Consider the following 22,601-nt stretch of genomic DNA (forward strand, 5'->3'; position numbering starts at 1 on the left):
GCTGGCTTATATTAATGGCAGAAAATTGCGTAATGTTTGTGAATATTACTGATTTTAGTTATTGAGGCACATAATTTTAAAAAATTTAAGAATTGCAATAGAGTCCTTGCTTAAGAAGTCAAACTTATGACATATAAAGACATTTTCTAAATTTTTTCGTTAACCCCAATTATGATTACGTTATATGACATTTCGTTTGTCAACCTCAGCATGGATGTATTATTACTTATCGCTATTGGAGCCATTTCCACAGCATCAATGTACCCGGTTTTATCTCCGATTCTCTATTCGCTATATCTAGTTCAATTGCGGTTCTTAAGACCATGAATCAAAAATTGCCAGATAATTCTAAGAGAGCGATAGTTATATTTGCCATCACATTAGCTATTATTTTCTCGCTTTTCTTTTATGTTTATAAAGAGGAGCGGTTAAAAGAATTTCTGCAATTAGTCAAACCCGACAGTATTTCAGTACAATATTTAAAGCTGCTTTTGAATCTCAACCCTGATAACGCTGGTCTACGTCTTGAACTTGCCCGCCACTATATTAATTTAGGAGAAGACGATAAGGCTCACTTAGAGTTAGAATCATTAATAGGAGAAAATAGTCCCATAGCGTTAGAAGCCAAACTTTTAATGCTAGAAATTGATTTAAGGAAATATTTCTCATTAGCGGCAGAAGACCCAAATCGGAAAACAGAGCTAACTAAACTACAAAACATTATCACTGATATTAGTAAAAATCCGATCCCAGTAACTTTAATTTCTAAAGTTATTAAGCTTAGCCTGGAGCTTAATCAGCCAGTTATTGCTGCAAATTTGTATGACCAATGGTCCACCATGATTCTCAATCCTACCGAAAGAATTGAGAAATTAAATGAATCAGCGAGATGGTATCTTGCATCTGGCTTACATTATAAAGTAGCAGAAGCATATCATAAATGCTATGAATTATCGGAAGATATAGTCGAGGCCAAAAAATTTGCATTTCTAGCGCTTCAAGCATTACGAGCAGTTGGTGATAGCAACCTCGCTGCGGAATATTTTCGCACCTATCAGCAGAAGTTCCCAAAAGACCCAGCACTTCTTGATGAAATAATTACTCTTTATATGGCTAACAAGAACCCAAAAGATGCCTATGAATTGGGCATCTTGCGTTTGGCATTAGACCCTGACGATCCAGAGCAAATTAAAAAACAAATTGATCGTGCTCTTGCCGTTGGAGAAATTCAGCCAGCTCTGGACTTAGCGCAGCGGTTAACAGAAATTGCTCCAGATGATGATGAAGCTTATGAAAGTCTAGCTCGTATCGCAGAATGGGCAGATAAACCGGGGTTAGCATTAAAAGCCTGGTTATGGTTAGCTAGAAATAGACAAGATGATGCTGCAATGATCAATTCAATTGATCTTTCAAAAGCGCTCTATTTTTTCAATATCACCATAGAAATGCTAGAGCAACGAGCAAGCATGCGCGAACTAACCGATGAAGAAATAGAAAATTTATTGTTTGCTTTTAATGAGGCAGGCAATCTATCTGACCAAATTAATTTCTTGAAGTCCTATTTAAAGCGTTATCCGGAAAATATCCAGGTATGGGAAGCATTGGCTAAAGCACAAGAAAATGCAGGACAAATAGGCGAGGCCATAGCGACATGGCAAATTATTGGATCACAATTCAATCGTCTATCAGATGCTGTGGCCCATCAAGCTAGATTATTGTGGAAGAATGGCCAATCTGAGAAGGCATTTTCGCTATTGTTATCACATCAAGATAATACATCAGATAAAGATTCCTATTACTGGCAGATTTTTGGCGAGCTTTCCTGGGAGTTAGAACGGCCTGAGGATTCATTTTCAGCTTATAACATTCTTTGGAAAACGAAAAAAGCTAATACACTTGTTGCAGAACGATTAATTCAAAGATTACGAGACACAGGTAAAGCAGAAGAAGCTATTGCACTTGGTGAAGAGGCCTATGATCGTTTTAATGAACCTCGCTGGCTACTGCTTTCTATGGATATTGCTAATGAGGCCGGTTTGTCAGCTCAACTGAAGAAACTCTTACAAATAGCAATAAGTAATGAATCGAAATTTCAGGATTCAGAAATGTATTGGCTATTGCGTGCTCAGTTAGATATTCATGAGAATAATCCCAAAATAGCTATAAAGCACTATCAACAAGCATTGACAATTAATCCCGCGTCTGTTGTTGCCAAAGAAGGCATTTTATGGAGTCTTATTGAGCAAAATGACAGAAAATTACTTAAATCTTACCTTGAAAGGTGGCAATCAGAAGCGTTGGAAAATCCATTGTTATGGGGCAGTTATGGGGTAGCTTTAGCTAAAATTGGTCAGCACAAAAAAGCTTTGTCTTGGCTTGAGCGCAATTCACAAATCAGCCCTGATGATTATCTGTGGCAGCTTACCTATGCAGATGTCTTGAGCCAGGCTGGGTATGCAGACAAAGCCTGGCACTTGCGGAAACATGTTTTGTTTAACTTAAGATCTCGTTTTAACAAAATTGACAATGAACCAGGCACAAGGGTGAAGGATATTTTACGTACTGAATATTTAGCTTTAGTGCGGAATATGGAAGGCGCAAATACTGAAGTGTCTGTTTTGAAAAAATTTCTTGGAAAAGGATACGATGATCCTTTTGTTCAAGAGCTGCTTGTTGCTGCATATTTGTCTCAGAAGAATTATTCTGCTGCTCGGCATTGGCTACTACAAGAACATATTGCCAGGCAAGAAACACCAAGTTGGCAACGTCTTACCCTAGCTTTGGCGGAAAACAATCTTGCTACTGCTGAGCATATTCTTGAAAAAGAAAGCGATAAGCTTACGAAAATCAGCAAAATGGAAGTGCTTAAACGTTTAGATAGAAATAAAGAGGCCCTAGCATTAACTTATGACCTTCTTGAGGAAAATAAAGACCAATCACCTGTGTTGCAATCATATCTTTTTCATACCAGAGATGAATTGGCGGTGAAATCAAGCAGGCAGATAATAGGCAATGTTGATTTTAGAAGTCTTGGTGCTATAGATTTTATCGAAGGTCGGGCGCGTTTTAATACTCCCCTATTAGGAGGGGTACTTGGCATGGAACTGAAGAATACTTATTTGAATTCTACAGATCCCAACATCAGGTTACCTGCTGATACTGAAGTTGATCTTAGTACAGAATATAAACATCCTTTTAAAGAAGGAATGCTCCAGTTCAATCTGGGTGGCAATCTCAGAGAAGATGCCTCTCTGGTTTATGGCGCAGCTAGAGTCAACAAAGATATAACCAATAAAGTGAAAACAAGCTTGCGCATTGGAGTGAATGAAATACCGTTTGAAACAGGGCCATTACGAGCGCTTGGAGCAAAAGATATCCTTTTATTCAATGTTACAACGCAATTACCATCAAACTCATTTATGAGTATGGATATTGATGGTCATCGTTATCTGACGAGAGAAAGGGGTACTCTCGGTACAGGCTATAAATTGCAAGGAATTCTGGGAAAATCTCTACTTACGGGCATTCAAGATTGGCAAGTTAGATTACAAGGTACATGGGAAAGCAATGACTTAGTAGGAATACTCCCTTCTGAATTGAATGGGTTATTGGGAGCATCTGTAGCCAATGTGGAAACATTCATCACACAAAAATTCGGTACGATGGGTGCAGGAACGGCTTTTCGTTATGGAGGATCCGATCAAGGTGTATTGAGACAACCTTTTATTCTTGCAGATGCTTGGGCAGGATGGGTATGGCCAAATGATGTTTTTGGGTATAACGGCCGGCTAGCTATGGGGGTTTCATTATTTGGCCGAGACACACTTAGTGTCGGAGCATTTTATAGTAATATTCAAGGGGGTAAGACTGATCAAGCTTTTAAGGGAGTGGGTCTTCAATACTCTATTCGCTTCTAAGCCTTGGAGAACTTGACTCAAAAATTGGACCGGCTTTTCATTCGATTCCCAGTTTTTTTCTATAAAATTTCTGATCTGCTTAACCCATTTTGTAAGCTTAACAATGTTCTGATAAATGAATTATTCCAAATAAATATAATATTTTAAATATTTAAAACAAGACAGTTATCTATCAATTCGATAGTATAGCTTTATAACATCATCCTTTATAACCATTAGGGTTGTCACTTTGCCAGCGCCATGAATCTGCGCAGGCATCTTTAAGAGATTTTTGTGCTTGCCAGCCTAAGAGAGAGTGCGCTAGGCTTGGATCAGCATAACATGCTGCGATATCACCGGGCCGCCGGTCAGTAATTTTATAAGGTATTTTTACGCCACTTGCATGTTCGAATGCATTAACAAGCTCCAGCACGCTTGTGCCTTTGCCTGTACCAACATTTATTGCACGATACTCGTTCGGTGTAGCAGGTATGTTTAGAGCTGCTACGTGTGCTTTCGCAAGGTCGGTTACATGAATATAGTCTCGTACGCCTGTACCATCAGGGGTAGGATAGTCATTACCAAATACAGAAAGCTCCTTGAGTTTGCCAACTGCAACTTGACTGACATAGGGCATAAGGTTATTAGGTATATCGCTTGGATCTTCACCGATAGTTCCAGACTCGTGCGCACCTATTGGATTAAAATAGCGCAGTGCAGTAATTTGCCAATTATTATTGGTTATTGCAAGATCCATGAGCATAGTCTCAATAATAAGCTTTGTTTGACCATATGGGTTAGTAACTTTAGCGGGGAGTGTGGCAGATTCTTTGATCGGAACGATTACTGGGTCACCATAAACGGTGGCTGATGAGCTGAAAACCAATTGCCTGACCTCATGAGATTCCATAACCTCTAATAATGAGATTGTGGAAATAAGATTATTATTGTAATACTTGAGTGGCACTCTCACCGACTCGCCCACCGCTTTAAGACCAGCAAAATGAATAACACCGTCAATTTGATGCTTTGAAAATATTTCTTCAAGTGCTTGCTTATTACGGACGTCTTTTTCGTAAAATGTAAGCTTTTTTCCAACAATTTTCTCGATTCGATTTATCGCGACTTTACTACTATTTAATAGATTATCAATGATAATCACATCGTGTTTATTGTTAAGCAGCTCTATGATAGTGTGGCTACCAATATAGCCAGCACCACCTGTTACAAGAATAATCATTTGGTGTGCCTCAAAGTTATTTTCGGTTGAATCTCATATTTTCCGAGAACGAATTATAGTGCCGGATAATCATGAATAACAAGCTATCTGTGAAACACAGGTTTATTGTTTTAAACTAAGAATATTAAACATGATACCCATGCCACCGTATTCAGTTTAATAACTCAAATTTTTGCTTACAATCGGCTGGCTTCAAGTGTTTTAAAAAAAGATGAATATGAGTGAAAATTCACTATGCCTCACAAAAATTATGATACATCAATCCCATAGTCATATCTAAGCAGTAGGAAAGAAGGATTGCGGAAAGGGCTTAGTCATGTTCGATCTAAAAATGCTACAAGTAAGAGGATGCAGCGCTCATAGATAATTCAAATATTTTTCTGAATGACATATTCTAATTGACATTAAAAATTGAAGAAATGGAGCAATATAGCCATGTATTACCAGGAAAAAATCATGGCAGGAAAATCAAGTGGAACAGATCAATTGGTATCGGCCCGAAAATTGTTGAAAACAGCTAAAACAGCGGCTGAATTGAGGACAGCCCAAGCAGTATTGTTGCCATTGGAATTGAGCATGTCGCTAGAGCAAACGGCGAAGGTTATTAGCCGTTCAGTCTGATGAACGTGTAGCCAGCGCACACGTTACTGTAGGATCGCTCGCTCGTGGCGAAGAGAAGACGCCCCGAACGAAATGAGCGCTTCATAAGCGTGCTATTGCCACGCTTGAGCAGTAAACGCAAATTCTGGGTGGGTTTGGGAGGAGTCAGCGCAAGGCCGCGTGGTAGTTGTTCCTTCGCTTAAAGAGAAACTCGAGGAACGGCTAGGTGAGAGCGTAGCCCTATCAACATTTATCAAATGCTGGCACGCCATGGCTGGCGTAAACTTGTGCCAGATACTGCTCATCCTCAGGGAAATACTGCGTTGCGCGAAGATTGGAAAAAAAGAGCGACTAGATGAAATGATCGCTACGTAGGGTTATTATCGACCGCTACGCTTGATGTTTCAGGATGAAGCTCACTTTGAGCCGCATTGCAGACAGGTGCTATTGTTGGTGCCGCCGTCCAGATCGACCGGAGGTAAGTACCATGATGACGAAGAGTATACTTATGCTTATGGGGCACAGTCATAGTCCATTGATGGGGACCGTGACAGCTTGGTATTGCTCATGTCAGCAGCGATTACATGCAGATTTTCATCAATGAGGTTGCCAACCATTAGTCTGAGAATCTCTGCTAGTTATGCCTGCTATCGTATTCACCTGAGCTGAATCCGGAGGAGCATAACTGAGATGAGCTATAAGAAAAATATGTTCAAAATCGCGTGCTTGACAGTATTGATGCACATTGTTACTGCGTTAATCAAAGTATAATTGGCTAATGTAAGATTATTAATCTAGTTTTTATTACAAATGAACATTAGAGCTAATGGCAGATACATGCATCATTTTTTTGGCATATATCGCCGTATAGCTTATTTTTAGAAAGGGAAATAAACAAAGCAAGCCATTGCAGATTTACGTACCGAATACGACATAAAGGATACTTTGATATATCTACCGTATTTCTTTACTCCCCTTCTTTGAAAGAAGAAGGGGAGTAACAGGTAGTATCATGCGCAAAAGTTGAAAGAAAACCTAGGCTCTATTTATTCTACCTATGGCCATTCCAAGATGCCTCTATTTTCTAATGACCGCGATTTCTAAGTTTTTGAATGGCAGTAAGTTGTGCTGCAGCTTCAATTAATTCAGCTTGTGCACGCGCATATTCAATCTCAGATATTTTATTCTTCATAGCTTCTTCAGCTCTTCGCTTTGCTTCTAAAGCTTTAGCCTCGTCAAGATCGTTACCACGTATGGCAGTATCAGCTAGTATTGTTACCACGTCTGGTTGGACTTCTAACATACCACCTGATACATAAACTGCTTCTTCGTCTTTTAAAGGGGCCTTAATTCTCACCATACCTGATCGAATGCGAGTAAGCATTGGCGTGTGATTAGGAAAAATGCCCACTTCGCCCATAAGTGCAGGTGCCGCAATAAACTCTGCGGGTCCAGAATATATTGATTCTTCAGCACTTACAATATCCAGATGAAATATTGTTCCCATTTGGTTTATATATTATATTTGCTTTATTTATTGAATCGTCTTGGCTTTCTCAATCGCTTCTTCGATCCCACCAACCATATAAAAGGCCTGCTCTGGCACATCATCATATTCACCATTAACAATTCCTTTAAATCCTTTGATTGTTTCTTTCAATGGTACATATTTGCCGGGTGAGCCAGTAAATACTTCCGCAACAAAGAATGGCTGGGATAAGAATCTCTGAATCTTTCTTGCCCTGCTTACAGTTAATTTATCTTCAGGTGAAAGTTCATCCATGCCAAGAATTGCAATAATATCACGTAATTCCTTATAACGTTGTAAGGTTTGTTGTACTGCACGGGCAGTATTGTAATGATCCTCTCCAACAATCATTGGATCTAATTGTCGAGAAGTAGAGTCAAGTGGATCAACTGCAGGATAAATTCCCAGCGATGCGATATCACGCGATAATACGACTGTAGCATCAAGATGCCCGAAAGTAGTTGCTGGTGAAGGATCCGTTAAATCATCCGCGGGCACATAAACAGCTTGGATGGATGTAATAGAACCCGTTTTAGAAGACGTAATACGTTCTTGTAAACGTCCCATTTCTTCAGCAAGAGTAGGTTGATAGCCTACAGCAGAAGGCATCCGTCCCAGTAACGCAGATACTTCTGTTCCAGCAAGTGTGTAACGGTAGATATTGTCTACGAAAAACAAGACATCACGACCCTCATCACGGAATGATTCTGCCATGGTCAACCCAGTTAATGCTACACGCAAACGATTACCTGGTGGCTCATTCATCTGACCATAAACCAGAGCAACCTTATCCAATACCTTGGATTCCTTCATCTCATGGTAAAAATCATTACCTTCCCGAGTTCTTTCTCCAACACCCGCGAATACAGAGTAGCCACTATGCTCAATCGCAATATTACGGATCAACTCCATCATATTCACAGTTTTACCTACACCTGCCCCGCCAAACAAACCAATTTTCCCGCCTTTAGCGAATGGACAGACTAAATCAATAACTTTAATACCCGTTTCTAATAATTCAGTTGAAGCTGTCAGTTCATCAAAAGCAGGCGCAGCACGATGAATGGGCATGCTTTTATCGGCACCTATATCTCCCATTTCATCAATAGGTCTACCCAGCACATCCATAATACGTCCAAGCGTTTTTGTACCAACCGGCACTGTGATCTGCTTTTCCGTATTTTCAACGGTCATTCCACGACGCAATCCTTCAGACGACCCGAGAGCAATTGTCCTTACAATCCCATCTCCTAGCTGTTGCTGTACTTCAAGTGTTAAGTCCGTACCTTTCATTATCAGTGCGTCATAAACATTAGGAACACTTTCCCTCTGAAATTCAACATCAATCACTGCACCGATACATTGAACAATTTTACCCTGGCTCATTATTGTTCCCTAAAAACTAAAATATTGATTAAACAGCGGCTGCACCGCCAACAATTTCAGATAATTCTTTTGTAATAGCCGCTTGACGAGACTTATTGTAAATCAAGGTCAATTCATTAATTAAATTACCTGCATTATCTGAAGCAGCTTTCATAGCAACCATTCTAGCAGATTGCTCCGATGCCATATTTTCCGTAACGGCCTGATAGATTAATGCTTCAACATATCTAACCATAATATCGTCTATTATTGGTTTCGCTTCAGGCTCGTATAAATAATCCCATAATTTCTTCTGCTCGGTATCCTGCTTCCCTGCACGCATGCGCTCGTCGGATAATGGCAATAATTGCTCCATCGTGGGCTCTTGCTTCATCGTATTCACAAAGCGATTGTAAAAAAGATAAACCCTGTCAAAACGATCCGCTGTATATCCATCAAGTACAATTTTTATAGCACCTATCAGTTTCTCGATATTTGCTATATCACCAAGACCTGTTATCTGCGAAATGATATTTGCTCCAATACGACTCATAAAGCCCAGGCCTTTGTTACCAATACAACAGACTTCGATTTGCTCGCCTTCAGTTTCCCATGTACGCATCTGATTAACAGCTTTACGCAGCACATTAGTATTTAGTCCGCCGCACAAACCTTTGTCTGAGGTCACTACAATAATACCAATACGTTTTACCGTATCACGTTGGATCAAAAAAGGATGCCGATATTCCGTACTCGCACGACTCATATGAGCAGCGACATTGCGGATCTTTTCGCCATACGGTCGTGCTTTTCTCATGCGCTCCTGAGCTTTACGCATTTTTGACGCAGCAACCATTTCCATAGCACGAGTAATCTTCTGCGTATTCTTAACGCTTCGGATTTTATTGCGTATCTCCCTGCTTCCAGCCATCAGTTAATATGTCCCAGTTTTTTTAAATTCTTCGATTGCTGCGGATAACGCCTGCTCAGTCGCATCATCCAGATTTTTGGTTGTTTCAATCTTATCCATAATTTCAGCATGCTGATTACGCATATAGCTCCTCAAAGCTGCTTCAAATGCTAAACCTCGCTTGACTTCAACATCATCAAGGTATCCCTTATTCAACGCAAAAAGCGTCAATGCCATCTCTGACACACTCAAGGTAGCAAACTGCGACTGCTTCATCAGCTCGGTTGCCATTTTTCCGCGCTCAAGTTGCTTACGTGTTGCTTCATCCAGATCCGATGCAAACTGTGCAAAAGCAGCAAGTTCACGATATTGTGCTAATGCTAATCGTATACCACCACCTAGTTTTTTAATTACTTTTGTTTGTGCCGCCCCGCCGACGCGCGATACAGAAATACCGGCATTAATAGCAGGACGAATTCCAGCATTAAATAGATCTGTTTCTAGAAATATCTGCCCATCAGTAATGGAGATAACATTGGTGGGCACAAATGCAGTCACGTCACCTGCTTGCGTTTCAATTATTGGTAACGCTGTTAACGATCCTGTTTTTCCCTTAACCGCTCCCTTTGTATATTTTTCGACATAATCAGCACTTACCCTTGCTGCACGTTCCAACAAGCGAGAATGTAGATAAAACACGTCTCCTGGATAAGCTTCCCGACCGGGAGGTCGACGGAGCAATAACGATATTTGACGATATGCCCAAGCCTGTTTAGTCAAATCATCATATACGATAAGCGCATCTTGCCCTCTATCTCTAAAATATTCGCCCATCGTGCAACCTGAATAGGGTGCTATAAATTGCATCGCGGCGGATTCAGAAGCTGATGCTACAACGACAATGGTATATTCCATTGCGCCATGCTCCTCAAGTTTACGCACAACGTTCGCAATTGATGAAGCTTTTTGCCCAATTGCCACATAGATACAGATCATATTCTCACCTTTCTGATTAATGATTGCATCTATTGCTACAGCCGTTTTCCCGGTCTGGCGATCCCCAATGATCAATTCGCGCTGGCCTCGGCCAACTGGCACCATGGAGTCAACAGCCTTAAGCCCAGTTTGAACTGGTTGATCAACAGATTGTCGCCAAATAACGCCTGGTGCAATTTTCTCTATAGGCTCTGTTCCCTTAGCTGCGATAGGTCCTTTTCCATCTATGGGTTGTCCTAATGCGTTAACTACCCGTCCTAACAAACCTTCACCAACTGGTACTTCTAATATCCGTCCTGTACATTTGACAGTATCGCCTTCAGTGAGGTGTTCATAAGCACCCAGAATAACCGCACCGACTGAATCTCTTTCTAAATTCAATGCCAAACCAAAGGTATTGCCGGGAAACTCAAGCATTTCCCCTTGCATCACATCTGAAAGTCCGTGAATTCGAACAATGCCATCAGTTAATGATACGATGGTGCCTTGAGTACGAACCTCAGTCGATATAGAAAGTCCTTCAATCCTACTTTTAATCAGCTCACTAATTTCTGATGGGTTTAACTGCATTTTAATAACTCCTAGCTTTTGAGGGCAACAGACATGGTCTCGAGTTTACCGCGTACGGAGCTATCAATAACTTCATCGCCAATTACTATCTTTACTCCGCCTATTAACTCTGGATCTATGTTTACTTTTGCTTTAATTTTACATTTAAATTTATTTTCAAGCACCGACACTAATTTCTCTAGTTGGCTATCTGAAATAGCGTACGCAGAAATAATATTTGCCTCCAGTATTTCTTCAAACTGAGCTTTTAATTGTTCATACAGAGCACTCAATTGAGGGAGCACATCTAATCGATTATTTTCAATCAATAAATTAACTAAATTTCTTCCATCACTATCGAGCTTATTTTCACAAACCTCCAAAATTATTTCAGCTAACTTGTTGGCTGGTACGCCTGGATCTGAAATAAGAGTTCGTATTTGCTCTATCGTTGTCACCTCTGTAAGCGCATTGAGCATATCCGACCAAGACGATAATGCATTCTTTTCCTTTGCTAATTTAAATACGGCCTCAGCATAAGGTCTAGCAATTGTTATTTCCTCAGCCATTACTTTAACTCTTCTTGAATTGATGCAAGCAGATCAGCATGGACTTTGGCATTCACCTCACGCCGCAATATTTTCGTTGCCCCTGCTAATGCTAAATTGGCAATTTGCTGGCGTAAAGCTTCTTTTGCTCCAAATATTTCATGCTCAATTTCAGCTTTAGCGGCTGTCAATATCCGCTCTCCTTCGATCCTTGCATTATCCTTGGCTTCTTCAACAATCTCCGCTGCTCGCTTCTCAGCTTGTGTAATAATTTCTGTGGCGCGCTGCTTAGCTTCTTTTAACGCTTCCGAAGATCTTTGACTTGCAAGCTCCAGCTCTTTTTTACCACGCTCGCCAGCAGCTAAACCATCGGCAATTTGCTTTTGACGCTCTTCAATTGCACGCAACAAAGGTGGCCAGACAAATTTGACCGTAAACCATACGAATATCGAAAAGGCTACTGCTTGAGAGATGAGAGTGAAATTAATATTCATAGCCAGCTTCGTGTAAGTTTTATTAATTACAAATAAATATTATTGAATTACTGCTAATAAGGGATTACCAAAAGCAAATAGCATGGCCAAGCCAACGGCAATAATGAATGATGCGTCAGTCAATCCTAATAATAAGAAAACTTTACCTTGTAAAGTAGGAATCATTTCTGGTTGGCGTGCAGCACCCTCCAGAAAGCGACTACACATAACGCCCACCCCGATACATGCTCCTGCTGCGCCCAACCCAATCATCAAGCCAATTCCTATTCCTGTGTAAGCTTGAATCATTGCGAGAAATTGCAAATTTTCCATTGTTTTTTTCCTTCCTTTAAAAAATTTATGTTAAGAAACTTATATTTATATTTAATGTGACTCATGCGCCATTGATAAATAAACCACAGCGAGCATCATAAAAATGAATGCTTGGAGTGTTACTATCAGAATATGAAAAATTAACCATCCCACGCCCAGAATCACGCTAAAAAAGGAGCCTGTAACGCCAGTAGCTGCCCACATCCCCAGAAGGAGGAAAATGATCTCTCCTGCGTAGATATTCCCAAAGAGCCGCAGAGAATGAGACAGTGGCTTTGATACATACTCAATCATGTTGAACAATAAATTCAGCGGCCAAAGTATTGGATTTTTTCCAAATGGCGTACAAAACAGCTCATACGTCCATCCCCCTACTCCCTTGACTTGAACGTTAAAGAATATCATTAAGAACCATATGGAGAGCGCCAATGCAAACGTGGTATTCACATCGGTAGTTGGAACAGTGCGCCAATTATGCAGCCCAAATACATGCTCATAAACCCATGCCATAATATCAATCGGCAACAAATCCATTGTATTAAGCAACAATACCCATACGAAAATAGTCAAGGCTGCTGGCGCGACAAATTTATGCCTGTCACCATGAAATGTATTTTTTACTTGTGTATCGATAAATTCCACAAGTAGCTCTACAAAAGCCTGCCGTTTAGTAGGTACACCAGGTGTAGCTCTACGGACGATTAGCCACAAAAAACCCATTCCCAGGATGCCGAGAATGATAGACATCAGCAATGTATCCACATGCAGTGTCCAAAACGGCTCTTCTCCCAGAGATACAGTTAAGTTAGTAAGATGATGGTTTATGTATGAGGTTGGAGTAAGCTCAAGATCTGATGCCATTATTAATTTATCTGCTATTTAATTTTGTTATTTACTATTTTTAGTATTATCAGGCACAAATAAAGCCATACTGAAGATGATGACTGTTATGATAAATACCCCGATAAATGCACTAGCATTAACTTCTTTATACACTGCAAACACTGTCCAAAGCAGAACTATTATAACGATTATTTTTATTGCTTCTGCTCTGAGAGCAGTACGTATTGCCCCGCCAGCTGTATAACCCTTATGATGAGAAATTATGAATGCATAAACTGTAGAAGAAACCACATTGACCATTCCACCAAGAAATCCTGAAATAGCCCCATGTAACCCCAATACTCCCCAAAATACTAGCGCAATAAATACTGTAAATAATACTTGCCAGCGTATCACCACGTGCAGTGGCTTATTCCGTATCCAAGGCATAATTGTTCTCGCTTAGAACCGAAAACTTCCAGCTACACGCATATATAAAAGTACGAGATTTTAACTCGCTTAGACCTATCAGTCAACGCAGACTGATCCAAAAATTATAAAAAATGCAGGCATCATAGGATGATTACAAATTGATTTGTGAAAGAGATCATGTGTTTTATTTTATAAAGACTGAAGAAGTATGCTTGGGAAACAAAATTCTTCTATATATCTAGATTGGTTACTCGCAATGCATTTTTTTCTATGAATTCTCTACGCGGCTCTACGACATCTCCCATGAGGGTGGTGAAAATTTCATCTGTAAGAATAGTATCTTCAATTTGTGCACGTAACAAGCAACGGTTAACAGGATCCATAGTGGTTTCCCATAATTGTTCCGGGTTCATTTCTCCCAATCCTTTATAACGCTGAATATTGACTCCTTTTTTTGCTTCTTCCAATAACCAATCGAGCACTTCCTTAAATTCTTTGACAGACTGCTTTTCCTCACCACGCTTGATGATTGCATTTTCTCCTATTAAACCATCAAGGACTTGTGCAGTTTTTTGAATTTGTAAGAAATCAGAGCTTTGTACAAAATCTTGATCCAGATAACTAATCTGAACATTACCGTGATATACATGAATGATCTTTAGACGGAAATGTTCAGATACATCATTGAATTCAGCTGTAATTTCAATATTATGAAGTAATGAAGTTAGGCTAGCTGCACTATTCAATGCCGCTATCTCATTACTTAAATCGATATGAGGATGCTTAAGCAAAGCGTATAAAACATCTCTGTCAATAAATCTGCTTATACGCTCAATAACGGCTTCTGCCAATAAATATTCACGAGCAATATTTGCCAGAGTTTCACCGGTGAGAGGTGGTTTATTTTCATGAGCATAAAGTTCAGCTTTGGTCAGAGCTAAACCAAGCATATATTGTTTTAGTTCATAATCATCCTTGACATAACGCTCCTCTTTACCATTTTTAATTTTGTAAAGCGGTGGCTGAGCGATGTAGATATGTCCACGCTCGATCAATTCAGGCATTTGCCGATAAAAGAATGTCAACAAAAGCGTGCGAATATGTGAGCCATCGACATCTGCATCAGTCATGATGATGATGCGATGGTAGCGTAGTTTATCAGGATTAAACTCATCTTTACCAATGCCTGTTCCCAGCGCAGTGATGAGTGAAATAATTTCCTGGGAAGAAATCAATTTATCAAAGCGAGATTTTTCCACATTCAGTATTTTTCCCTTAAGCGGCATGATTGCTTGAAATTTTCGATCCCGCCCCTGTTTAGCAGATCCCCCAGCTGAATCACCTTCTACCAGATAAAGTTCACATAATGCCGGATCTTTTTCTTGGCAATCAGCAAGTTTTCCTGGCAGCCCCATACTGTCCAATACGCCTTTACGACGAGTTAATTCACGTGCCTTTCTAGCTGCTTCACGTGCTTTAGCTGCATCAATGATTTTGTTGCAGACCATTTTTGCATCACTTGGATGCTCTAGTAAAAATTCCGTAAGCTTTTGTGCCACAATTTCTTCCACTACAGGACGAACTTCGGATGACACAAGCTTTTCTTTTGTTTGGGATGAAAATTTAGGCTCAAACAGCTTAACCGATAAAACACAGGTCAATCCCTCACGCATATCATCACCTGTTGTATCCACCTTAGCTTTTTTAGCTAATTCATTTTTTTCGATATAGCTATTAAGCGTGCGCGTCATTGCAGCTCGCAATCCAGTCAAGTGAGTACCCCCATCTTTTTGCGGAATGTTATTGGTAAAACACAAAACTTGTTCTGTGTAACTATCATTCCACTGCATCGAGACTTCTACCGCTATATTATCTTTCATACCATTAGCGTAAAAAATGACAGGATGCAATACTGTCTTTGTTCGATTGATATATTCAACAAAATTACGAATACCGCCTGAGAAAGCAAACACTTCTTCTTTGTCATTACGCTGATCAATCAGCTTAATTTTGATACCATTATTCAGAAAAGAAAGCTCACGTAATCGCTTTGCAAAGATGTCAAAATGAAAAGTTATATCACCAAAAATTTCCTTACTCGCCAAAAAGTGTACTTCGGTTCCATGTTTTTCAGTTTCCCCAATCACACTCAACGGTGAAAGCGGCACACCTTCTTGAAATTCAATATAATGAATTTTTCCATCCCGTCGAATGGTTAAGTGCAACCACTCTGACAGAGCGTTTACGACGGATACACCGACTCCATGCAAACCTCCAGATACTTTGTAAGAATTATCATCAAACTTTCCACCGGCATGTAATTCGGTCATAACAATTTCAGCAGCAGATCGTTTCAGCTCATCGTCTTGCTTTATTCCAGTAGGAATGCCACGGCCATTGTCGTGCACACTAATAGAGTTGTCAGGGTGGATAATCACGGAAATTTCGTCACAGTGGCCGGCCAAAGCCTCGTCAATAGCATTATCGACCACTTCAAATACCATATGATGCAGCCCGGTGCCATCACTGGTATCGCCGATATACATACCAGGACGCTTTCGAACAGCATCAAGTCCTTTTAGAATTTTAATGCTATCTGAATTATATTCAGGAGATTTACTGATTTTTTTTTCGTTCAGGTTCATTATGCTTGCATTTTTATTAATACTTGTTAAAAAAATATTTTGCCTACCTAAGTAATTTGGGAATGCTTTTCTTTTTTACAATCGCATCGGCATCACAACATATTTAAAATGATCATTCTTTGGAATAGTTATTAAAGTACTACTATTAGCATTTTCAAAAGCACATTGAACGCTATCACTATTGAGATTATTTAATACATCTAATAAGTAATTAATATTAAAGCTGATATCGATAGTATCTTGCTGATAGTCAATTTCAAGATCTTCTTGGGCTTCCTCTTGCTCACTATTTTTACAAACAATACTTAACATGCCATTCGAAATCACTAGCCTTACGCCGCGAAACTTCTCATTCGCATTGGATAGAATGGCAACTCGCTGCAATCCTTGCAAAAAACTTTGACGATTTATACTAAATTGCTTGGTATTGTTCACGGGAATCGCACGATTGAAGTCTGGAAATTTTCCTTCGATGACTTTGGAAGTTAATACAATATCTGAAAAAGCAAAGCGTATTTTTTTTGGAAAGACTTCTATAATAACGGGTTCTTCAGTTTCATTAAGTAATTTTGAAAGTTCCTGCACAGTTTTCCGGGGAATGATAGTTTCTTTTCTTTCCCATTCATCTTCCAATTCAATTGAAGCATAGCTGAGACGATGACTATCCGTAGCTATAAACTTTAGATGTTTGCCTTCGATTAAAAGCAATAATCCATTCAGATAATAGCGAATGTCCTGCTGTGCCACAGCATATTGTACTAAGTGAAGAAGATCCTTTAAATTTTGTTGCGAGAGCGTAAGCGTGCTCTCTGGCATTTCTTCCTTTGGCATTCTCGGAAAATCATCTGCAGGAAGTATTTGCAAGCTGAAACGGCTTTTAATCGCGTTAATTTGTAGTCGATTATCAACTTTTGCTAGGGTAACTTCTGTATCGGAAGAAAAAGTACGCAATATCTCCAGCATCTTTTTTGATGAAACGGTAAGAGCAGAAAATTCCTTTGAGATTACTGTCTCAGAAGTTTGCAAATACGTTTCAATTTCTATTTCAAGATCAGTGGTTACAAAAACGATTTTCCCGTTCTCTTGCTTAATAAAGACGTTGGAAAGTATTGGTAGAGTATGACGCCGCTCAACAATGCCATTAACAATTTGCAAAGGCTTAAGTAAAAAATCCCGGCTAGCTTTTATTAAATTCATATTATTTAAACTTTAATAAGAGTATATAAATATAATTCAATTCCGGTATATCTATTAAAATATAATAAATATCAAATCCTTAAATAGAATTTCAGGCTTGTATAAAATAAAAGTTTTAATTGGATAATTTGTGGATAAATTTGAGAAATTAATTTTCTATCAAATTATCCTCAAACTATTCAGATTTTATATACAAATTATCCACATCAACCCCGTAGAATATGTAATAAAGCATTATAATCCCGGCTTACGATGGGATCAGATGAGCGTAATTCTGCAATTTTTCGGTGAGCATGCAAGACAGTTGTGTGATCTCGTCCCCCAAATGCTTCCCCAATATCAGGTAAGCTTAATTGCGTGAGTTCTTTGGCAATGGCCATAGCAACCTGCCTGGGTCTTGCCACGATGCGCGTACGTTTTTTAGAGTACATCTCAGCTACTTTAATTTTGTAGTAATCAGCGACAGTTTTTTGAATATTTTCGATGGAGATTTGCCGGTTCTGGACAGCTAACAAATCTTTCAACGCTTCTTTTGCTAACTCCAAGGAAAGGGGATGGCCTGTAAAACGAGAATAAGCCAGCATCCGCTTCAGAGCGCCTTCCAATTCACGAACATTGGAGCGGATATGCTTCGCAACAAAAAAAGCAACATTCTCATCTAGAACGATTTTTTCTATCAATGCCTTTTTCAGGAGAATAGCGACCCGCATTTCTAGCTCTGGTGGCTCAACCGCAACTGTTAATCCCCAACCAAATCTTGATACCAGACGCTCTTCTAAGCCCGATATTTCTTTGGGATAACTATCGCAAGTAATAATGACTTGTTTATGCGCTTCAACAAGGGTATTGAAAGCATAGAAAAATTCTTCTTGAGTACGATTCTTGCCTCCAAAAAACTGAACATCATCAACAAGTAACACATCTAGTGAATGATAATACAATTTGAATTTATCAAATGACTTGTGTTGATAAGCACTGACTACATCAGAAACATATTTTTCAGCATGAACATAGCGTATTTTGGCTTCATGATTATTTTCAAAAATATAATTACCAATAGCTTGAATTAGATGCGTTTTGCCTAAACCAACTCCACCATAAATGAATAAAGGGTTGTAAGCGATCCCGGGACGTTCGGCAACTTGAATTGCACCAGCCCGAGCGAGTTGATTGGCTTTTCCAGTAACGAAGCTATCAAAAGTAAAATTGGGATTTAGATGACTAGCGTTTCTTTTTTTGGGTACAGGTTTAGTAATTAATGATTGAACAGGAGAATTGTTGTTTACATGGTGTGAGCTTTCATCATTAGAAATTTTTGTATCAAATGTATTTCCAAGTATTAATTGAAAGTGAATTTTCTTAGAAAAATGTTGTTGAGCCATTACCTCAATATGAGGTATAAAATTGTCTTTAACCCATTGTAAGACGAACCGATTCGGTGCAATCAATACAGGTTGATCATTACAATTTTCAGAAATATCTAATTGTAATGGTTTAATCCAGGTATTAAATTGTTGGGCATTTAGCTCTTTCTTGAAATGCTTAAGACAAGAGTACCAGAAAGTTTCTATTGCCTGCATAAGTGGAGATTCTAGTTAATCTGAAATTTATCTTAAACTGCTATTTTTACATAGTGTATTCTACACTGATGTTTGAATATGCGTGGAAATCTCATTTCCAAAAACTCTAAAAGTGCTTGATCATTAGAACAAAGTTTGCACTTTTAAAGAGGAGAATTGATACCAAATTTTGAGAGGTCGTCGTTTTGTAGTCGACAATAGTATAATAGATAGCTTTCGATTTAATATTTTTCTTGAAGAAATAAGTTTACTTTTTCTATGTTGGCGCCGTGTTTATCAAACTGAAACTACTTCTCAATCGTTGCTGCAAGTGTTTATAGCGGATGCACAAAATTCTTAATAAAAAAAACATATAAGGAATTGTGGATGAATTTGGATATCAGCCAAATATCAGCGTCCCTACAGCCCGCCGTCTATACACATGATCTTGGTAAATGTTATCAGCTTTACGCACAACCTAAAGATCGTCTAAAACAGTTTTTATGGCGTGGTAGACGCCGATATTACCGGGAATTATGGGCCTTACAGAAAATCAATCTAGAAATAATGCCTGGTGAAGTGATAGGAATTATTGGGCGCAACGGCTCAGGTAAGTCAACCTTATTACAACTCATTTGTGGCACATTGACGCCCACCTGTGGCAAAGTAGAGGTAAATGGCCATTTGGCAGCCTTACTGGAGTTAGGAGCTGGATTTAATCCAGATTTTACTGGGCGTGAAAATATCTGGTTAAATGCTGCCATTCTGGGTCTAACTCAAGAAGAAATCGCAGATCGAATTGAGTACATTATTGATTTTTCAGAAATTCGGGATTTTATTGATCAGCCAGTCAAAACTTATTCAAGTGGAATGTATGTACGGCTGGCATTCTCGGTAGCAATAAGCATTGATCCTGATATTCTGATTATTGATGAAGCATTATCAGTAGGCGATGGTTCATTTGCACGAAAATCTTTTAATCGCATCATGCAATTAAAGGAAAGGGGCAAGACTATCTTATTTTGTTCTCATTCTCTTTTCCAAATCGAGTCAATGTGTTCACGAGCGCTTTGGATCAATCAGGGTCAGTTGATGGCAGAAGGGGATGTAAAGCACGTGGTATCTGCTTATCAGACGTTTTTAGACAGAAGTGTACTAGCTACATCTGAGCAAGCTACTGCACCTTGTGAGGATGTCATGCCGGCGGATACGCCTTCTGCTGGCGGGTATGTAAGTGGACATGCGCGTTTAGATAAAGTAGATGTGGAGATCGAGGGGAAAAGTTCTCGTGACGCTATTGTCAAAAGTGGTCAATCCACGGTTAGAGTGAAAGTATCATTTGTTTCTGATCCTGCGATTCCCTGTCCGACTGTTGCGGTTACACTGCATGCCATGGATGGACGTATGCTTACAAGCGCAGCTACCTGGGAAGATCAGGTTACACTGGAGCGTACTCCCAATGGGGCCGGGCAGATTAGTGCTGTTTTTGAGTGTTTGCCCTTACTCAAAGGGGAGTATTTGATCAGTGTTTATCTACTTTGCGAGCAGGGCATACACCTGTATGATTCAGCAAGCGGGGTATCTACACTGCGCGTGCAGCAGGAAGGAAGGTTGCAAGGTTATTTTGCTGTGCCGCATATCTGGAGAATTGATGATGGAAAATAGAGTGTTCCAGCTTGATCAATTGTCCCGTTTCGATCCAAACAGAACCCTTCCTTTTTCTCACCATGATAATGATGGCCGTATAAACTCTAATACGGCTTCTTCCTATAAGAATCTAGCTTTTCCACTTAATGTGTATGCGCATGCTTTGTTCCTCCAAGAGGGTCGAGTAAATTATTTACATTACGGGTTGTTTCAGAAAAATCAAACTGATCTTGAAGCAGCACAGCAATATTCAACTGATCTGCTTTTGAATCGCTTACCTGCTGCGCCCTGCCGTATTCTGGAAGTGGGGATAGGTCTCGGAACAACATTTTCTGTACTCATTCAGAAGGGATACCAGGTCTACGGTATCACGCCGGATGCCCAACAAATCGCGTTGATACACAAACGCTTAGGCTCCCAAGTTATGGTGGCTTGCCAACGTTTGGAGGACTTTGAAGCGGCACAAGATAGTTTTGATGTTATCCTGTTTCAGGAGTCTGCTCAATATATCGAGCCATTGGTCATTTTTAACAAAGGATTGGATCTAATAACTGAAGGTGGAAGCTTGCTTATAGTTGACGAATTTGCTTTGCGTCGAGACGAGGTTGGTGAAGAAGGTCTGCATTTGCTGAGTGATATGCTGGCATTAGCCAATCGCTTGGGGTTTGAATTGGTTGAACAGCTGGATTTGTCGACTATGGCTGCACCTACACTGGATTATTTGCTCCAAGTGACGACGCGCCAGCGGCAGCGGTTGATGAATGACCTTTCCATGAATGCTGAGTGTCTTGAGCTACTGGAAGAATCCAACCGGCTATATCAAGAAAAATATGCGTGTGGACGATTTGGTTATGCATTACTGCATTTCAGAAAAAAACAGCCGCCGCGGTGGCGGTTACGTTTGCTCGAAAAAAATCAGGCCCCTGATATGCTAGCCTTATTCAAGCAAACTTTTGGTCATAGTATGACGCCTTCTATGTGGCAGTGGAAATATGGTGCAGGGCGAGGCCGTGCAATCGGGGTATGGCATGGGGATCAATTGATTGCTCATTATGGCGGTATGGGACGCAATATTTTGTATTTTGGTCAGCCGCAAGCAGCTGTACAGATTGGTGATGTTATGGTCGATTCAGCAGAACGCGGTATTTTGACAAAAAAAGGGCCCTTTTTCCTGATGGCAGCAACGTTTCTGGAACGCTATATAGGCTATGGTAAGCCTTATTTGCTAGGATTTGGCTTTCCCAACGAGCGGGCCATGAAAGTAGCCGAGCGACAAGGATTGTATGCTGAAACGGCGCATATGAGCGAGATCGAGTGGCAGCCACTAGCCAGAACACCGCAGTGGTTAACGCGATTACATGTTGTGGATAGTTCAAATATCAATGACGTCTGGATTGCTACGGCGATTGCTCAATGTTGGCGAAGTATGGCTGCGGATTTGGAGGAAGCATTAGTCGGCGTGCGCGATTGGACGTACTTACGCGATCGCTATCTCAGTCATCCTCACCAGCATTATCAGGTTGTATTGGTAATCAATCGATTTGGCAGGAAAGTACGCGGAGTGTTAGTGTTGCGACATACTGCAGAAGGTTGTGAAATCACCGATCTTGTTTCACCATTAAAGGAGATTCCGTTACTAATAACACATGCAAGAAGGATAGCGGGGATGAGCGGTCATCATCGGTTAAGTTGCCAAATTACCGAAAATTTTGCTTCGTATTTTGTTGCGACAGGCGGCACTAAGCAAGCATTACCTATCTGTATTCCAGCCAATGCTTGGAGTGCCGGTCCAATGGTAGAGACACTACGTAATCGCTGGTGGCTGATGAGCGGGGATATGGACTTCAGGTAAAAGCAGTTT

The 22,601-nt window shown here is 40.0% G+C and carries 18 protein-coding genes; 5 read left to right on the top strand and 13 right to left on the bottom strand.

The window, feature by feature from the left end; translation table 11 throughout:
- The first annotated feature begins 323 nt into the window (after positions 1-323).
- Complete coding sequence (locus AAW31_RS01595; protein WP_046848898.1) at positions 324-3,917, top strand: tetratricopeptide repeat protein; 3,594 nt, start codon at positions 324-326, stop codon at positions 3,915-3,917.
- A gap of 199 nt (positions 3,918-4,116) precedes the next feature.
- Here the strand turns inward: AAW31_RS01595 and galE are convergent, their stop codons facing one another.
- Positions 4,117-5,136 (bottom strand): UDP-glucose 4-epimerase GalE, encoded by a 1,020-nt coding sequence (galE, locus tag AAW31_RS01600; protein ID WP_046848899.1) that lies wholly within the window; start codon positions 5,134-5,136, stop codon positions 4,117-4,119.
- A gap of 435 nt (positions 5,137-5,571) precedes the next feature.
- Here galE and AAW31_RS21650 point away from each other — a divergent pair, with 435 nt between their 5' ends.
- A complete protein-coding gene (locus tag AAW31_RS21650) occupies positions 5,572-5,757 on the top strand; it encodes a ubiquitin family protein (protein WP_200899683.1) in 186 nt (61 codons plus the stop codon).
- Positions 5,758-5,916: 159 nt separating this feature from the next.
- A complete protein-coding gene (locus AAW31_RS23835) occupies positions 5,917-6,111 on the top strand; it encodes a hypothetical protein (protein ID WP_235264459.1) in 195 nt (64 codons plus the stop codon).
- Between the two features lie 709 nt (positions 6,112-6,820).
- On the opposite strand, the gene AAW31_RS01610 is transcribed toward AAW31_RS23835, so the two are convergent.
- From AAW31_RS01610 to dnaA, 12 genes are all read right to left on the bottom strand, one after another.
- Positions 6,821-7,243 carry a F0F1 ATP synthase subunit epsilon gene (locus AAW31_RS01610; protein WP_046848900.1) on the bottom strand — a complete coding sequence of 141 codons (423 nt, stop codon included), beginning with the start codon at positions 7,241-7,243 and terminating at the stop codon, positions 6,821-6,823.
- A 27-nt stretch (positions 7,244-7,270) separates the two neighbouring features.
- Positions 7,271-8,650: a F0F1 ATP synthase subunit beta gene (gene atpD, locus AAW31_RS01615; protein WP_046848901.1), complete on the bottom strand. Its 1,380-nt coding sequence runs from the start codon at positions 8,648-8,650 to the stop codon at positions 7,271-7,273.
- A gap of 28 nt (positions 8,651-8,678) precedes the next feature.
- Positions 8,679-9,560 (bottom strand): F0F1 ATP synthase subunit gamma, encoded by an 882-nt coding sequence (gene atpG, locus AAW31_RS01620; protein ID WP_046848902.1) that lies wholly within the window; start codon positions 9,558-9,560, stop codon positions 8,679-8,681.
- A 3-nt stretch (positions 9,561-9,563) separates the two neighbouring features.
- Positions 9,564-11,105 carry a F0F1 ATP synthase subunit alpha gene (gene atpA / locus AAW31_RS01625; RefSeq protein ID WP_046848903.1) on the bottom strand — a complete coding sequence of 514 codons (1,542 nt, stop codon included), beginning with the start codon at positions 11,103-11,105 and terminating at the stop codon, positions 9,564-9,566.
- 11 nt (positions 11,106-11,116) lie between these two features.
- Entirely contained in the window at positions 11,117-11,653 is a 537-nt protein-coding gene (locus AAW31_RS01630) for a F0F1 ATP synthase subunit delta (protein WP_046848904.1), read from the bottom strand.
- Positions 11,653-12,126 carry a F0F1 ATP synthase subunit B gene (locus tag AAW31_RS01635; protein ID WP_046848905.1) on the bottom strand — a complete coding sequence of 158 codons (474 nt, stop codon included), beginning with the start codon at positions 12,124-12,126 and terminating at the stop codon, positions 11,653-11,655. The genes AAW31_RS01630 and AAW31_RS01635 overlap by 1 nt, the downstream gene beginning before the upstream one ends.
- Before the next feature lie 39 nt (positions 12,127-12,165).
- Entirely contained in the window at positions 12,166-12,438 is a 273-nt protein-coding gene (gene atpE, locus AAW31_RS01640; RefSeq protein ID WP_046848906.1) for a F0F1 ATP synthase subunit C, read from the bottom strand.
- Positions 12,439-12,489: 51 nt separating this feature from the next.
- Positions 12,490-13,299 (bottom strand): F0F1 ATP synthase subunit A, encoded by an 810-nt coding sequence (atpB, locus tag AAW31_RS01645; protein ID WP_046848907.1) that lies wholly within the window; start codon positions 13,297-13,299, stop codon positions 12,490-12,492.
- Positions 13,300-13,326: 27 nt separating this feature from the next.
- Positions 13,327-13,680, bottom strand: coding sequence for an ATP synthase subunit I (locus AAW31_RS01650; RefSeq protein WP_235264461.1), 354 nt, complete (start codon positions 13,678-13,680; stop codon positions 13,327-13,329).
- A gap of 242 nt (positions 13,681-13,922) precedes the next feature.
- The gene (gyrB, locus tag AAW31_RS01655) at positions 13,923-16,337 is read right to left on the bottom strand and encodes a DNA topoisomerase (ATP-hydrolyzing) subunit B (protein WP_046848909.1); all 2,415 of its coding nucleotides are present in this window, start codon (positions 16,335-16,337) and stop codon (positions 13,923-13,925) included.
- A 75-nt stretch (positions 16,338-16,412) separates the two neighbouring features.
- The gene (gene dnaN / locus AAW31_RS01660) at positions 16,413-17,534 is read right to left on the bottom strand and encodes a DNA polymerase III subunit beta (protein ID WP_046848910.1); all 1,122 of its coding nucleotides are present in this window, start codon (positions 17,532-17,534) and stop codon (positions 16,413-16,415) included.
- 206 nt (positions 17,535-17,740) lie between these two features.
- Positions 17,741-19,114, bottom strand: a complete 1,374-nt coding sequence (gene dnaA, locus AAW31_RS01665; protein ID WP_046848911.1) for a chromosomal replication initiator protein DnaA — start codon at positions 19,112-19,114, stop codon at positions 17,741-17,743.
- Between the two features lie 366 nt (positions 19,115-19,480).
- Between dnaA and AAW31_RS01670 the strand changes: the two genes are divergently transcribed.
- Complete coding sequence (locus tag AAW31_RS01670) at positions 19,481-20,758, top strand: ABC transporter ATP-binding protein (RefSeq protein ID WP_046848912.1); 1,278 nt, start codon at positions 19,481-19,483, stop codon at positions 20,756-20,758.
- Positions 20,745-22,592 carry a GNAT family N-acetyltransferase gene (locus AAW31_RS01675; RefSeq protein ID WP_052752002.1) on the top strand — a complete coding sequence of 616 codons (1,848 nt, stop codon included), beginning with the start codon at positions 20,745-20,747 and terminating at the stop codon, positions 22,590-22,592. The genes AAW31_RS01670 and AAW31_RS01675 overlap by 14 nt, the downstream gene beginning before the upstream one ends.
- Positions 22,593-22,601 lie beyond the last annotated feature (9 nt).

It is taken from the genome of Nitrosomonas communis (assembly GCF_001007935.1).
In the GTDB taxonomy this organism is placed as follows: Bacteria; Pseudomonadota; Gammaproteobacteria; order Burkholderiales; family Nitrosomonadaceae; genus Nitrosomonas; species Nitrosomonas communis.

Excerpts from the sequence above, each read along its gene's own strand:
- AAW31_RS01595 (WP_046848898.1), top strand. The coding sequence starts at position 324 with ATGAATCAAAAATTGCCAGATAATTCTAAGAGAGCGATAGTTATATTT.
- galE (WP_046848899.1), bottom strand. The coding sequence starts at position 5,136 with ATGATTATTCTTGTAACAGGTGGTGCTGGCTATATTGGTAGCCACACT.
- AAW31_RS21650 (WP_200899683.1), top strand. The coding sequence starts at position 5,572 with ATGTATTACCAGGAAAAAATCATGGCAGGAAAATCAAGTGGAACAGAT.
- AAW31_RS01610 (WP_046848900.1), bottom strand. The coding sequence starts at position 7,243 with ATGGGAACAATATTTCATCTGGATATTGTAAGTGCTGAAGAATCAATA.
- atpD (WP_046848901.1), bottom strand. The coding sequence starts at position 8,650 with ATGAGCCAGGGTAAAATTGTTCAATGTATCGGTGCAGTGATTGATGTT.
- atpG (WP_046848902.1), bottom strand. The coding sequence starts at position 9,560 with ATGGCTGGAAGCAGGGAGATACGCAATAAAATCCGAAGCGTTAAGAAT.
- atpA (WP_046848903.1), bottom strand. The coding sequence starts at position 11,105 with ATGCAGTTAAACCCATCAGAAATTAGTGAGCTGATTAAAAGTAGGATT.
- AAW31_RS01630 (WP_046848904.1), bottom strand. The coding sequence starts at position 11,653 with ATGGCTGAGGAAATAACAATTGCTAGACCTTATGCTGAGGCCGTATTT.
- AAW31_RS01635 (WP_046848905.1), bottom strand. The coding sequence starts at position 12,126 with ATGAATATTAATTTCACTCTCATCTCTCAAGCAGTAGCCTTTTCGATA.
- atpE (WP_046848906.1), bottom strand. The coding sequence starts at position 12,438 with ATGGAAAATTTGCAATTTCTCGCAATGATTCAAGCTTACACAGGAATA.
- atpB (WP_046848907.1), bottom strand. The coding sequence starts at position 13,299 with ATGGCATCAGATCTTGAGCTTACTCCAACCTCATACATAAACCATCAT.
- gyrB (WP_046848909.1), bottom strand. The coding sequence starts at position 16,337 with ATGAACCTGAACGAAAAAAAAATCAGTAAATCTCCTGAATATAATTCA.
- dnaN (WP_046848910.1), bottom strand. The coding sequence starts at position 17,534 with ATGAATTTAATAAAAGCTAGCCGGGATTTTTTACTTAAGCCTTTGCAA.
- dnaA (WP_046848911.1), bottom strand. The coding sequence starts at position 19,114 with ATGCAGGCAATAGAAACTTTCTGGTACTCTTGTCTTAAGCATTTCAAG.
- AAW31_RS01670 (WP_046848912.1), top strand. The coding sequence starts at position 19,481 with ATGAATTTGGATATCAGCCAAATATCAGCGTCCCTACAGCCCGCCGTC.
- AAW31_RS01675 (WP_052752002.1), top strand. The coding sequence starts at position 20,745 with ATGATGGAAAATAGAGTGTTCCAGCTTGATCAATTGTCCCGTTTCGAT.